The sequence below is a fragment of the Gillisella terrae genome (assembly GCF_004801395.1).
In the GTDB taxonomy this organism is placed as follows: Bacteria; Pseudomonadota; Alphaproteobacteria; order Rhizobiales; family Rhizobiaceae; genus Allorhizobium; species Allorhizobium terrae.
Genome location: NZ_SSOA01000011.1, coordinates 1 through 13,162 on the forward strand (window position 1 = coordinate 1; position 13,162 = coordinate 13,162).

10 protein-coding genes and 1 rRNA gene are annotated in these 13,162 nt (G+C 55.2%); 6 read left to right on the top strand and 5 right to left on the bottom strand.

Going from position 1 to position 13,162, the window contains the following annotated elements; all coding sequences use genetic code 11:
- Positions 1-67 (bottom strand): 16S ribosomal RNA (locus tag E6C51_RS16735); the annotation flags it as partial.
- A gap of 727 nt (positions 68-794) precedes the next feature.
- On the opposite strand from E6C51_RS16735, the gene E6C51_RS16740 reads away from it, so the two are divergent.
- Genes E6C51_RS16740 through E6C51_RS16755 form a run of 4 tightly spaced genes read left to right on the top strand, consistent with a single transcriptional unit; the run spans position 795 to position 4,533 of the window.
- A complete protein-coding gene (locus E6C51_RS16740; protein WP_230987400.1) occupies positions 795-1,766 on the top strand; it encodes a sulfate ABC transporter substrate-binding protein in 972 nt (323 codons plus the stop codon).
- A 6-nt stretch (positions 1,767-1,772) separates the two neighbouring features.
- Positions 1,773-2,630, top strand: a complete 858-nt coding sequence (gene cysT / locus E6C51_RS16745) for a sulfate ABC transporter permease subunit CysT (protein WP_190236828.1) — start codon at positions 1,773-1,775, stop codon at positions 2,628-2,630.
- Positions 2,623-3,483, top strand: coding sequence for a sulfate ABC transporter permease subunit CysW (cysW, locus tag E6C51_RS16750; protein ID WP_190236829.1), 861 nt, complete (start codon positions 2,623-2,625; stop codon positions 3,481-3,483). The genes cysT and cysW overlap by 8 nt, the downstream gene beginning before the upstream one ends.
- Before the next feature lie 21 nt (positions 3,484-3,504).
- On the top strand, positions 3,505-4,533 hold the full coding sequence (locus E6C51_RS16755) for a sulfate/molybdate ABC transporter ATP-binding protein (RefSeq protein WP_190236830.1): 1,029 nt from the start codon (positions 3,505-3,507) through the stop codon (positions 4,531-4,533).
- A 237-nt stretch (positions 4,534-4,770) separates the two neighbouring features.
- On the opposite strand, the gene E6C51_RS16760 is transcribed toward E6C51_RS16755, so the two are convergent.
- The 3 genes from E6C51_RS16760 to E6C51_RS16770 form a co-directional block, all read right to left on the bottom strand.
- Entirely contained in the window at positions 4,771-6,156 is a 1,386-nt protein-coding gene (locus tag E6C51_RS16760) for an FAD/NAD(P)-binding protein (RefSeq protein WP_190236831.1), read from the bottom strand.
- A 40-nt stretch (positions 6,157-6,196) separates the two neighbouring features.
- The gene (locus E6C51_RS16765) at positions 6,197-6,655 is read right to left on the bottom strand and encodes an RrF2 family transcriptional regulator (protein ID WP_146937328.1); all 459 of its coding nucleotides are present in this window, start codon (positions 6,653-6,655) and stop codon (positions 6,197-6,199) included.
- A 693-nt stretch (positions 6,656-7,348) separates the two neighbouring features.
- Positions 7,349-8,269 carry a hydrogen peroxide-inducible genes activator gene (locus tag E6C51_RS16770; protein WP_146937330.1) on the bottom strand — a complete coding sequence of 307 codons (921 nt, stop codon included), beginning with the start codon at positions 8,267-8,269 and terminating at the stop codon, positions 7,349-7,351.
- Positions 8,270-8,450: 181 nt separating this feature from the next.
- Between E6C51_RS16770 and katG the strand changes: the two genes are divergently transcribed.
- Positions 8,451-10,625: a catalase/peroxidase HPI gene (katG, locus tag E6C51_RS16775; RefSeq protein WP_146937332.1), complete on the top strand. Its 2,175-nt coding sequence runs from the start codon at positions 8,451-8,453 to the stop codon at positions 10,623-10,625.
- A gap of 293 nt (positions 10,626-10,918) precedes the next feature.
- A complete protein-coding gene (locus E6C51_RS16780; protein WP_190236832.1) occupies positions 10,919-12,049 on the top strand; it encodes a PQQ-dependent sugar dehydrogenase in 1,131 nt (376 codons plus the stop codon).
- 21 nt (positions 12,050-12,070) lie between these two features.
- Here E6C51_RS16780 and E6C51_RS16785 read toward each other — a convergent pair whose 3' ends face one another.
- Positions 12,071-13,072 (bottom strand): ABC transporter ATP-binding protein, encoded by a 1,002-nt coding sequence (locus E6C51_RS16785; RefSeq protein ID WP_190236833.1) that lies wholly within the window; start codon positions 13,070-13,072, stop codon positions 12,071-12,073.
- Between the last annotated feature and the right edge of the window lie 90 nt (positions 13,073-13,162).

The window sequence follows — 13,162 nt, forward strand, 5'->3', positions numbered from 1 at the left end:
GTTCGACTTGCATGTGTTAAGCCTGCCGCCAGCGTTCGTTCTGAGCCAGGATCAAACTCTCAAGTTGAGAATTCAATCTAGACTAATCACTATGTTCTGAATCGACGAGAACTCACTCGATCAAACCTTAACGTCATCAAATCGCATCACTGCAATCAAACAACAGTTCAATCTGGTGTTCTCATATCAAAACGTGACCGTCATTTGTCTTCTATCAGAGCGTTTATTGCTAAACCCTCCAACGCAAAACCGCCGTCCACGTTTCTCTTTCTTCTCATCTTCAATTGTCAAATAACTGACGGTAAAAAAACCGTCAAAAAACCACCTCAACCAAACCGCAAAGCCCGGTCGTCTAACTCTAAAAGCTATCCAGATGATTTCATTTGAGCGAAATCAACACTTCCTCAGAAGCGCCGCCTCGTTCGGTGAGGCGGGTTCTAGGACCAACAAACAAATATGTCAAACACAAAATCCAACCAAATCTCATATTTTCGATAACCACCTGTTTCTAAAAATTTTTTGGTATTTTTAACGCGTGGATTGGCAATGCAGCATCGAAAATACCTCTGATGATTTTTCACGCCCTTCGCATACCGCACTCATATCATTCTAAAATGCCAGCACTTCACGCGATATCCGCATTTCCGATTGGCAGGAAAGGAAACCAGTTTTGCTTTCGAAATCTCCTTAATTGACATGATCTATTAGTTTTATAGACTGATAGCAATCAACAATGGGAGCCATTTATGAGACGCAGAAGCTTAACACTCGGATTGCTTGGTATTTCTCTGTCCATGGCGATGACGCCAATTGTCCCGGCCTTCGCAGGGCAGGAGATTCTCAATGTCTCCTACGATCCGACGCGCGAACTCTACAAACAATATGATCTCGCGTTTGAAAAATACTGGAAGGGCAAGACCGGGGAGGATGTGACCATCAACCAGTCCCATGGCGGCTCCGGCAAGCAGGCGCGCGCGGTCATTGACGGACTGGAGGCCGATGTTGTGACCTTGGCCCTCGAAGCCGATATTGACGTGATTGCCGAAAAGACCGGGAAGATTCCAGCCGATTGGAAGAGCCTGCTGCCCAACAACAGCGCTCCTTATACGTCTACCATCGTGTTTCTGGTGCGCAAGGGCAATCCCAAGGGCATCAAGGATTGGGGCGATCTGATCAAGGACGATATTCAGGTGATCACACCAAACCCCAAAACGTCCGGCGGCGCGCGTTGGAATTTCCTAGCGGCTTGGGCGTGGGCGAAGAAGACCTATGGTGGCGATGATGCCAAGATCCGCGACTATATCACCAAGCTCTTCCAGCACGTACCCGTTCTCGATACTGGCGCGCGCGGAGCAACACAGACCTTTGCCGAGCGGGGCATTGGCGATGTGTTGATCGCCTGGGAAAATGAGGCTTACCTGTCGTTGGACGAGCTTGGCCCGGATAAGTTCGACATTATTGCCCCATCCATCTCGATCAAAGCCGAGCCGCCAGTGGCTTTGGTCAAGGGCAATGCGGACGCCCATGGCACCACCAAGGTTGCGACCGCCTATCTTGAGTATCTTTACTCACCAGAAGGTCAGCAATTGGCAGCGAAGAATTATTACCGCCCGTCTGATCCCTCCAAGGTCAACCCGGAAGACTTGAAGCGGTTTTCCAAACTGGACCTCGTGACGATTGAGGATTTTGGCGGATGGAAGAAAGCCCAGCCTGAATTTTTCAGCGACGGCGGTATCTTCGATACGATTTACAAGCCAGCGCGGTAACAGATCATGGCCACCCTCTCCCTCTTCAAGGGTTGGCAGTGGAAACATCCGAGCGTCATTCCCGGTTTCGGGATGACGCTCGGACTGTCGCTGTCGATGCTGACATTGATTGTTCTTATCCCCCTCGCAGCTTTGGTGCTTAGGGCCGGGTCGCTGGGGCCGTCCGGCATTCTGGCGATTGCCTCTGATCCTCGCATTCTGTCGGCGTTAAAGGTGAGTTTTGTCACGGCGCTTATCGCCGCCACGGCCAATGCGGTGTTTGGCACACTTACAGCCTGGGTTCTGGTGCGTTATCAGTTCCCCGGCAGACGGCTGCTGGACGCGCTGATTGATCTGCCGTTCGCCCTGCCCACCGCCGTTGCCGGCATTGCGCTCACCACAATTTATGCTCCCAACGGCTTGATTGGCCAATGGCTGGCCCCGCTTGGCATCAAGGTGGCTTATACGCCTCTCGGCATTGTTGTCGCGCTGATTGCAGTCGGCTTTCCGTTTGTGGTGCGCACCGTTCAGCCGGTGATGGAAGAAATTGCCCGCGAAACCGAAGAAGCGGCGGCAACATTGGGTGCCAGACGGGTGCAAACTCTCGTGCAAGTCGTTCTTCCGCCTCTGGTGCCCGCCATTCTCACTGGCTTTGCGCTGGCACTGGCCCGCGGCGTTGGAGAATACGGCTCGGTGATCTTCATTGCCGGAAACCTGCCCTTCAAATCAGAAATCGCTCCGCTTCTGATCGTCATCAAGCTTGAAGAGTTCAATTATACGGCTGCCACCGTAATTGCCGCGATCATGCTCACCATCTCTTTTGTGATGCTGTTCATCATCAACGCCATTCAAAACTGGAGTCAGAAGAGGTTTGGTAATGGCTGATCAATCCCCTCGTAAAAAGCCTCATCGTGATCCGACAACTGAGCCGATCGCAATCCGCTGGCTGCTGATCAGCCTGGCGTTTACTTTTCTGGCACTTTTTCTCATCGTGCCGCTGGGTGCTGTGCTCATTCGCGTCTTTCAGGCAGGCTGGAACTCTTTTGCCGCCACCATGACCGATCGAGATACCCTCTCGGCGATCAAGCTGACCCTTGCCGTGGCGGCGCTGGCTGTTCCCTTCAATCTGGTGTTTGGCATTGCCGCTGCCTGGGCGATTGCCAAATTTGACTTCAAGGGCAAGACCATTCTGATCACGCTGATCGATCTGCCGTTTTCGGTCTCGCCGGTCATTGCCGGTCTGGTCTATGTTTTGCTGTTTGGGGCAGATAGCTGGCTTGGGCCGCAGTTGAAAGCCATGGGTTTTCCCGTTGTGTTTGCCTTCCCCGGCATTTTTCTGGCCACCGTTTTCGTGACATTTCCGTTCATTGCCCGCGAGCTTATTCCGCTGATGGAGGCCCAAGGCACGGCAGACGAGGAAGCCGCCATTACCCTCGGTGCCACGGGTTTGCAGACCTTCTTTCGGGTCACCTTGCCCAATATCAAATGGGCGCTGCTCTACGGCGTTCTTCTGTGCAATGCGCGTGCGATGGGCGAGTTTGGCGCGGTCTCTGTGGTGTCTGGCCATGTGCGCGGCAAGACCGACACGATGCCGCTGCACATTGAGGCGCTTTATAACGACTATAACACCGGCGGAGCATTTGCCGTTGCCTCTCTTCTGGCAGCCCTTGCTCTCGTCACCCTCATTCTCAGAACATTGCTGGAACTGCGTTTTGGCAATGGCGCTGGCCACAAATAAGCCGGAAAGGCAGGACTGTTCATGGATATCCGCATAGACAACATCCGTAAGGAATTCGGCGATTTCCCAGCCCTTCATGACGTGTCGCTCAAGATCGGCTCCGGCGAGTTGATCGCCCTGCTCGGCCCTTCCGGCTCTGGCAAAACAACCCTGTTGCGGCTGGTGGCCGGGCTGGAATTTCCCACCCAGGGGCGCATTCTGTTTGGCGATGAGGATGCATCGTGGAAAAGTGTTCAGGAGCGCAATGTTGGTTTTGTCTTTCAGCATTATGCCCTGTTTCGGCATATGACCGTGGCTGACAATATCGCCTTTGGCCTCAATGTGCGCCCAGCCAAAAATCGCCCACCCAAGGCCGAAATTCGCCGCCGCGTGGAAGAGTTGATCGATATGGTGCAGCTTTCCGGCATGGAAGGGCGCTATCCGGCCCAATTGTCCGGCGGGCAGCGCCAGCGTGTGGCCTTGGCCCGCGCCATGGCCATTGAGCCGCGCGTTCTGTTGCTGGATGAGCCCTTTGGTGCGCTTGATGCCAAGGTGCGCAAGGAATTGCGCAAATGGCTGCGCGAGTTTCATGATCGCACCGGCCACACCACACTGTTTGTGACCCATGATCAGGAGGAAGCCCTTGAGCTTGCCGACCGCGTTGTGGTGATGAGCCAGGGCAAGATCGAGCAGGTCGGCTCTGCGGATGATATTTATGACCACCCGCAATCGGCCTTTGTCTTTTCCTTTGTCGGCGACAATGCATCCTTGCCGGTCAGCATCCATCAGGGTCAGGTGTTGTTTAACGGCAAGCCTTTGGGCATTGAAACAACCATTGCCAGCAACAGCGCCCGCCTGTTCTTTCGCCCGCGCGATATTGCGCTGCGCAGCGAGGGACCGGCGCTGGAGGGGCGGATTGTGTCTAGCCGTCGGCTGGCCGGGGCACGCATTGCCGAACTGGATATGGGATCAGGACCGGACGATCGGATCGAGATCGAACTGCCGCTGACGGTTGCCTCCAATCAAGGCGATGTTGTCCGCTTCCTGCCATCAAGGTGGTCGGTGTTTTAGAGTTTGTCAGGGAAGCGTGGAATCCGGCTTTCCCGAAAAGACAAAACAAATCAAAAGAATTGACTGCATAATTCCTTACAGCGCCTTGCGCCATATATGGCGCAAGGCGCTGTATCGCTGCCGTCAGTGGTTTGCCCGACTGCCCCGCCGCCCCCCAGACATCTCTCCCCCGAGGGGGAGAGATCGCTTACCGTTGAGCTCTTGCGCTCATTGTCTTGAAATTCCATTCGCATGATCTCAGTGAACTTCACCGCTCTTTGAGAGCGTGAACGCCTCAAGCCGATGGGCCTGAAGTTGGCGGGCGATGTGTTGTGCTTGCAGGCGAATGTCCGGGATGGCGATTGTTTCCCAAAACGTGCCGAGCGTTACAGGTCCAAGGCCGAAAATCCGGTGTGAGCTTTTGCCACGGGCATCAATGAGGTTGAAATTACTATCAAACTCCAAACCTAAGCCCAGACAATCCTGCCTTGCCTGCCCTTGTTTGAGCAATGAGTTGAGCAAAGGGGGCAGGCCATGGATTGATTTTCTGCGAATGCCCCGGCAGTCATACACGGCATCGGCTTCCAAGTCGCAGCAGGTACTGGACGCGATGTCGTGAAAGGTGAGGATTGTTCTGTCACTATTAGCCAGCGCATCGACAAACCGACCCTTTTTGATGGCCAATTTTCCGTCGTACAAAGCCGCTTGCAAGCGTGTCGCCTGGGTCTGGGGCATGCGGTGGCGATGGATATCCCAAAAGGAGGCGGCATGACGGAGAAAGCGTGCGCGTGAGTCTTTGGGCAGATGTTTCCAGATTGTCTGAATATGCGGGCGCAGGCCATCCATCACATCGCGCCAGTCACCCCCCACCGCTTGATGGGCCACAACAAGCCGTGTCAGCCAGCGCATGAGATAATGAATGCTGGCACCCAGCGGAATATCGGCGGTGGACAGCGACAGGGGGTGGTGCGGCCCATGGGGTCTTGGCAGCAAGCCTTTGCGCGAAATGGCAAGGATCGGTCCTTGATGATCTGCATCGAGCAAAGACAGCACCTTATCGACCATGGTGAGGCCTGTTCCGAGAACAACCACCCGTGCATCGCGATCCTGTGGCACCTCCTCCTGCCAGGGATCACGCAACGGTCCATCAGCTGCGGAGCGAACACCATAGCCGGAGGCAATCACCACGAAATGAGCGGGCACAACCGAGCCATCTGCCAACAGCACCTCGGCACCGGCTTCGTGTTGGCGCAGGCCGCAACATTCCTGCGCGATAATCCGCACGGGTGCGGTTTGAGCCGATGTGCTCAGCGTGCGTAGCAGGTCTTCGAGATAGTCTCCATAAAACATCCGGGGCACAAATCCGTCCGCCATTGCAGCTTCTGCGGCAGCTTCGGGGTGATTGGCGTGCAGCCAGCGCACAAAATCGTCTGGCACCTCGGCAAAAGCACTGATTCCTGCCGCCCGGACATTCAACAGGTGAGACGGGTTTGACGTCGAATAGGCAAGGCCTCGCCCCAGATGAGGCCCGGCCTCAACAATCGTGATCCGGAATTTGACTGCCTGATTGCAATTTTGAGCAAGATGGGCGGCCATCACAATGCCGCTGGCACCACCGCCGATGATAACAATATGTTTTGTCATAACGACCTCCAGCAAACCGTTGAAGGGCGTTCAATGGGTTTTAAGAAATCCCCAGCATACGGCCAAGCCCATCGGCTTCGCTGTCCACCATATGTCTCAGATCCGAGAGGGACTTGTTGTCGAGCACCGCCGCGATGGCCTCGCGCACTTCCAGCATCGTTAATCTCACCGGGCAGGTTGCCTCGTCGACACAATCGTTGCAGCGGTGATAGGCGGTGCGGCTGGCACAACTGATGGGCGCCAGAGGCCCGTCGAGCACCCGCAATGCATGGCCCACCATGATCTCTTCGGGCTTGCGGGTCAGGCAATAGCCGCCACCCCGCCCCTTTCGGGCAAAGACGAACCCGCTGTTGCGCAGATCGGCCAGGATAGCATCGAGGAACTTTTTTGACATCCCTTGCGCTTCGGCAATTTCCATTGATTGAGTAACGACACCTTCGGGCAGACCTGCAAGATGATAAAGCGCTTTCAACCCATATTTGCCTTTCATGGACAACATCGGGCACTCTTTCCTTTCGGCAATTGATATTGAATATGGATTCGGTCCACGAACCATAGAGACATTCGCGTCCTTTTTCACCCTCGAACTCGTCCATTATTCCCTCCATCTGAAGCATTTCAGACCATGAGAGCCTGTCCGGGAAAGGCGATGAATGGCTTTTCCCAAAGACAGGCTCGAACAAAGGAAGCGAAAGTCCGTCGGCTCAACTCCAATCCGACGGCTTCGGATGCTCATTCTTCAAGCCATTTTGCCCCTCAACCCATCCGGATTTGAAAGGATTTCTATTAGTCTACCATTTTAATGGATTATGTAAACTAAAAATCCATCCATGGGCGATTTGCAGGGGCGACTTGCGCATCGTGCAGAAAATTGGGAGTGGCCTGCTGGATAATTCCTTAGAGTCTGTCAGCTTCACATTGAACCATAGTACACGACTTAAAAAGAAAGGCCCCTCCCCAACCCTCCCCCTTGTGGGGAGGGTTGGGGAGGGGTTACTCAAGCTCATAAAACGTATGCGGGGTGACCTATGCAGATTGAACCAGACAGACTCTAAGGAATTATCCAGCAAATTAAGAGTGTTACAGCGAATCTTTGTACTCCATATGTGGCGCACGGCGCTGCAATGCACTCAGTTTTTTGTTTCCGCCTCGAATTTATCTGAAACCGGATTTTCCTGATGCCTGATAAACTCTAGCAGATCATATCGCGGGTGCTGTGTTGTTTATTTAGGCCCACCTCGCGCACGATATCGGCAATCTGGGCAAACTGAGCGGCAAGCGGGTTGGTCTTGCGCCAGACCATGCCGATGGTGCGAAACGGGCGTGGCTGTGCCAGCCGCGACATCGACACATCCGACGAGCGGGTTTCGATTGAAACCGCCATATGCGGAATGAGGGTGACGCCAATGCCAGCCCCCACCATTTGCACGAGGGTCGAAAGTGAGCTGCCTTCCATCAAGTCCCGTGGCGCGGACGCCGGTATGTCGCAAAAGGACAAAGCCTGTTCACGAAAGCAATGGCCCTCTTCCAGCAGCAGCAGCCGCATCTTTTTCAACATATCGGCGGACGGCACCGGCTTTTGCGCATCTTCCAACGGGCGCACCAGCACGAATTCTTCATCAAACAGCGCCACTTCTTCCAACGATGGCTGCGACACCGGCAAAGCCACAATGGCCATATCCAGGCGGGCCTGCATAAGATCCTCAATCAATTTTTGCGTAATCGCCTCGCGTGGTCTCGGCTCCAGTCCGGGATAGCGTTGCGCCAGCAGCTTGATAATATCGGGCAGCAAATAGGGTGCCACCGTCGGGATCACGCCGATACGCAAACGGCCCGCAAGAGGGCCTTGTTCGGATCGTCCGAGATCTTTCAACTCATCAACAGAGCGCAAAATTGCCCCGACCCGCTCGGCAAATTCTTCGCCAAGGCTGGTCAGGCGGATCTGTCGCCCGCCGCGCTCCACCAGCGATGCGCCGATCATCTCTTCCAGCTCCTTGATCTGCACCGACAGTGCGGGCTGGGAAATGGCACAATTTTCGGCAGCCCGGCCAAAATGGCCGTGGCGGGCAAGCGCATCAAAATAGCGCAGATGTTTCATAGACAATCCTATCATAAGCCTAGATTATCGCAGTCTTCAGAATATACAATTGGAATTTATGGAATTGCCTTGTTAGCTATTGTTTGTCCGAAAGTTGGTTTCGATGGGCCCTTGGCGCGTGCCGCCTCGGCTGGCCGGTGGAAGTCCCTTGAGGGGCAGGGTCATAAATGATGAACACGTCTATTGGAGACTAATTATGAGTGCGAACGACATGAAATCGGCCGGAAAATGTCCGGTTATGCACGGCGGCAATACCGCGACCTCTGCGTCGAATACGGATTGGTGGCCGAACGCTCTCAATCTCGATATTTTGCACCAGCATGATACCAAGACCAATCCCTTTGGCAAAGATTTCAACTACCGCGAAGCGCTCAAGACACTCGACGTCGATGCCTTGAAAGCCGATGTGCATGCCTTGATGACGGACAGCCAGGACTGGTGGCCTGCCGACTGGGGTCACTATGGTGGCTTGATGATCCGCATGGCATGGCATTCTGCGGGCACCTATCGTCTGGCTGATGGTCGTGGCGGCGGCGGCACGGGCAACCAGCGCTTTGCCCCGCTCAATTCCTGGCCGGACAACGTCAGCCTCGACAAGGCACGCCGCCTGTTGTGGCCGATCAAGAAAAAGTACGGCAACAAAATCTCCTGGGCCGATTTGATGATTCTGGCAGGCACGATTGCCTATGAATCCATGGGCTTGAAAACCTTCGGCTTCTCTTTTGGCCGCGAAGACATCTGGGCACCGGAAAAAGACATCTACTGGGGCGCTGAAAAAGAATGGCTAGCCCCAAGCGATGAACGCTATGACGACGTGGGCAATCCTGCCACCATGGAAAACCCGCTTGCCGCTGTGCAGATGGGTCTGATCTACGTCAATCCGGAAGGCGTGAACGGCCAGCCTGATCCGTTGAAGACAGCGGCACAGGTGCGCGAAACCTTTGCCCGCATGGCCATGAACGACGAAGAAACCGTGGCGCTGACCGCTGGTGGCCACACCGTTGGCAAAGCCCATGGCAATGGCAATGCCAGCCTGCTTGGCCCAGAGCCAGAGGCTGCCGATGTGGACATGCAGGGTCTTGGCTGGGCCAACCCCAACCAGACAGGCAAGGGTCGCTACACGGTGACCAGCGGCATTGAAGGTGCCTGGACAACCCATCCAACCAAGTGGGACAACGGCTATTTCTACCTGCTGTTCACCTATGATTGGGAGTTGAAAAAGAGCCCGGCTGGCGCGCACCAGTGGGAGCCGATCAACATCAAGGAAGAAGACAAGCCGGTTGATGTGGAAGATCCTTCGATCCGCTACAACCCGATCATGACCGATGCCGACATGGCCATGAAGATGGATCCGGCCTATCGCGCCATTTCCGAGCGGTTTTACAAAGACCCGGCCTATTTCTCGGATGTCTTTGCCCGCGCCTGGTTCAAGCTGACCCACCGCGACATGGGACCAAAGGCCCGCTACATCGGCCCCGACGTTCCTTCGGAAGATCTGATCTGGCAGGATCCTGTTCCGGCTGGCAAGACAGATTACGATGTGGACGCCCTCAAGGCCAAGATCGCAGCCTCCGGCCTGTCGATCAGCGAAATGGTGTCAACCGCCTGGGACAGCGCCCGCACATTCCGTGGCTCCGACATGCGCGGCGGTGCCAATGGTGCCCGCATTCGTCTGGCTCCGCAAAAGGATTGGGAAGGCAATGAACCGCAGCGTCTGGCAAAGGTTCTGTCAGTTCTGGAGCCGATTGCCGCTCAAAGCGGCGCAAGCATTGCCGATGTGATCGTGCTGGCTGGTACCGTCGGTGTCGAACAGGCGGCCAAGGCTGCGGGCTTTGATGTGAAAGTGCCTTTTGCACCGGGTCGCGGCGACGCAACCGATGAACAGACCGATGCGGATTCCTTCTCGGTGCTGGAGCCACTCCATGATGGCTATCGCAACTGGGTCAAGAAAGACTATGCCGTCAGCGTTGAAGAACTGATGCTGGACCGTACCCAGTTGATGGGTCTGACGGCTGCTGAAATGACCGTTCTGGTCGGCGGCATGCGTATGCTGGGCACCAATTACGGTGGCACGAAACACGGTGTTTTCACCCATAATGAAGGTGCCCTCACCACCGACTTCTTTGTGAACCTGACCGACATGGCCAACACATGGAAGCAGGTCAGCAAGAATGTTTACGAAATCCGTGATCGTAAAACCGGTGCTGCCAAATGGACCGCCACCCGCATGGATCTGGTGTTTGGTTCCAACTCCATCCTGCGCTCCTATGCTGAAGTCTATGCGCAGGACGACAATAAAGAGAAGTTCGTTCACGACTTCATCAAAGCCTGGACCAAGGTTATGAACGCCGATCGCTTCGATCTGGTTTAATCGTCCTTGGTGCTTGCTCGAGTACCGCCAACTTGAGCGGCCCCTGCGTGCTGGTCATCCAGTACGCAGGGGCTTTTTTATGGTGTGAAACAGAGGGATTGCTTGCACCAGCCACCATGCATCACAAGACAACGCGTCATAAAAAAGCCCCTCCCCAACCCTCCCCCCTGTGGGACGGTTGGGGAGGGGTCTTTGCGCGAAACAATATTTGCGGCACCTACTCTCATCACCCATATTGAAATCAGCCACTCCGAGAACCAGATAGCTTAAGAGGCTGTGGAGGAGGAGGAAACATGAGGCTGATATCGACGACATTCTTGTGTCTGGCGCTGATGGGTTCTGCACAGGCCGAGAGCATCAATGCTGGCAATAGCCCGGTCTCTCCCACCAAGCCCTTTATTGCCAAAGAGGTTGCGCGCTTCAACACACCATGGGCGATTGCCATCTTGCCGGATGCGCAAATGCTGATCACCGAAAAGCCGGGAAAGATCTTCCTTGTTGATCCCAACGGCCATAAAACACCCGTCTCAAACGTGCCAGCCGTTGCTGCAGAAGGCCAGAACGGCTTGCTCGACATTGCGCTCTCGCCCACATTTTCAACCAGCCGCGACATTTATTTCACCTATTCGGAGCCGGGTTCATCAGGCAGCAGCCTTGTTTTGTCGCGCGCCAAGCTTGTGACATCCTCAAGCAAAGCAGCGCTGGAAAACCCGCAAGTCATCTGGCGGCAAACACCCGCTGGAGGTGGCGGACAATCGGGCGGCATTATCGCCTTTGATCCCAATGGCAAGCAGCTCTATCTGACCGTGGGTGACCGTATGCGCCCCGAGACGGCGCAGGATCCTGATCAGGCGCGCGGAAAACTGCTTCGGCTTAACCTCGATGGTTCGATCCCGGCGGATAATCCCCACGCTGATAAAGGTGATGTGCGCGGCGAGACTTTTACAACCGGCCATCGCAATCCGTATGGCCTTGCCTTTGCGCCCGATGGCAAATTATGGCTGCATGAAATGGGGCCGCGTGGCGGCGATGAACTGAACCTGATCAAGGCCGATGGCAATTACGGCTGGCCGCTGGTCTCGAACGGTGACAATTACAATGGCAAACCCATCCCGCGCCATTCCACCCGGCCAGAGTTTATTGCCCCTGCCCTCTATTGGACCCCGGTGATTGCACCCGCAGGACTTGTTTTCTACCAGGGCGACATGTTTCCAAAATGGCGCGGCTCGGCGCTGATTGGCGGCCTTGCCGCAACCGCCCTGGTGCGGGTGAGTGTGGACGCCAAAGGAGATGCCCACGAGGTGGATCGCTGGGACATGGAAGCGCGCATCCGCGATGTTGCGGTTGCGCCTGACGGTGCGGTGTGGCTGATCGAAGACGACAGCGATGGCCGCCTCTGGCGTCTGACGCCCCGCAAGATGTAAACGTCAGCCTTACCTCCTGCCTTACCTCAGCGCATGACCAGTTTCATCAAAGCGGTGAAGGCAACCGTCCATTGGCTTGACGCCAACGGTGTCACCAATCTTGGGCTCATAACTGCCGCTGGTGCGAACTTGCAATTTGCTCTCAAGGCCGCAATCGAGGGTGATAAATGTATCACTGCCAAGGCATTCGGCAACCACCACAGCACCGCGCCAGGCATCGTCATCCTCTGAAAGCAGAAAATGTTCAGGCCGCACGCCAATGGTTGTGGCATTATGGCGCGACGCCACCGCGCCCGACACAAGATTCATTTGCGGTGAGCCAATGAAGGCGGCAACAAACAGATTGGCGGGTCGATGATAAAGCTCAAGCGGCGTGCCGAGCTGTTCGAGAACACCCTTGTTGAACACCGCAATCTTGTCGGCCATGGTCATGGCTTCCACCTGATCATGGGTGACGTAAATGGTGGTGGCGTTCAGTCTTTTTTGCAGATCGCGAATTTCAGAGCGCATTTGCACCCGCAATTTCGCATCAAGATTTGAAAGTGGCTCATCAAACAGAAAAACCTTGGGATCGCGCACAATGGCGCGGCCCATGGCCACCCGCTGGCGTTGGCCACCGGAAAGGGCGGCGGGCTTGCGTGTGAGATAAGGCTCCAGCCCCAAAACGTCAGAGGCTTGCGCAACGCGCGCCTTGATGTCCTCCGCCGAATGACCTGCGAGTTTCAGGGCAAAGCCCATGTTCTCGGCGACCGTCATATGCGGATAGAGCGCATAATTTTGAAACACCATGGCAATGTCGCGCTCACGCGGGCTCAAATCGTTGACGCGCATATCATCGATAAAAATATCGCCACCCGACACCTCCTCAAGGCCAGCCAGCATCCGTAGAAATGTGGATTTTCCGCAGCCGGATGGCCCCACCAGCGCCAGAAACTCACCATCGCCGACAGAGAGATCCACACCATGAATCACCTGTAAAGCCCCGTAAGACTTGCGTAAATTCTCAATGCGCACCACAGCCATGATTTCCTCCCAGACAAAATGCTTGACGCAAAACAAAAGTGATTTAATCTATTTATTGCGCGATGGGAAGATGTCTGCCGGAGGAGAGAG

What these genes read in the sequence shown, in the direction of transcription:
- E6C51_RS16740 (WP_230987400.1), top strand. Translation starts at nt 795, where the DNA reads ATGGCGATGACGCCAATTGTCCCGGCCTTCGCAGGGCAGGAGATTCTC.
- cysT (WP_190236828.1), top strand. Translation starts at nt 1,773, where the DNA reads ATGGCCACCCTCTCCCTCTTCAAGGGTTGGCAGTGGAAACATCCGAGC.
- cysW (WP_190236829.1), top strand. Translation starts at nt 2,623, where the DNA reads ATGGCTGATCAATCCCCTCGTAAAAAGCCTCATCGTGATCCGACAACT.
- E6C51_RS16755 (WP_190236830.1), top strand. Translation starts at nt 3,505, where the DNA reads ATGGATATCCGCATAGACAACATCCGTAAGGAATTCGGCGATTTCCCA.
- E6C51_RS16760 (WP_190236831.1), bottom strand. Translation starts at nt 6,156, where the DNA reads ATGACAAAACATATTGTTATCATCGGCGGTGGTGCCAGCGGCATTGTG.
- E6C51_RS16765 (WP_146937328.1), bottom strand. Translation starts at nt 6,655, where the DNA reads ATGTTGTCCATGAAAGGCAAATATGGGTTGAAAGCGCTTTATCATCTT.
- E6C51_RS16770 (WP_146937330.1), bottom strand. Translation starts at nt 8,269, where the DNA reads ATGATAGGATTGTCTATGAAACATCTGCGCTATTTTGATGCGCTTGCC.
- katG (WP_146937332.1), top strand. Translation starts at nt 8,451, where the DNA reads ATGAGTGCGAACGACATGAAATCGGCCGGAAAATGTCCGGTTATGCAC.
- E6C51_RS16780 (WP_190236832.1), top strand. Translation starts at nt 10,919, where the DNA reads ATGAGGCTGATATCGACGACATTCTTGTGTCTGGCGCTGATGGGTTCT.
- E6C51_RS16785 (WP_190236833.1), bottom strand. Translation starts at nt 13,072, where the DNA reads ATGGCTGTGGTGCGCATTGAGAATTTACGCAAGTCTTACGGGGCTTTA.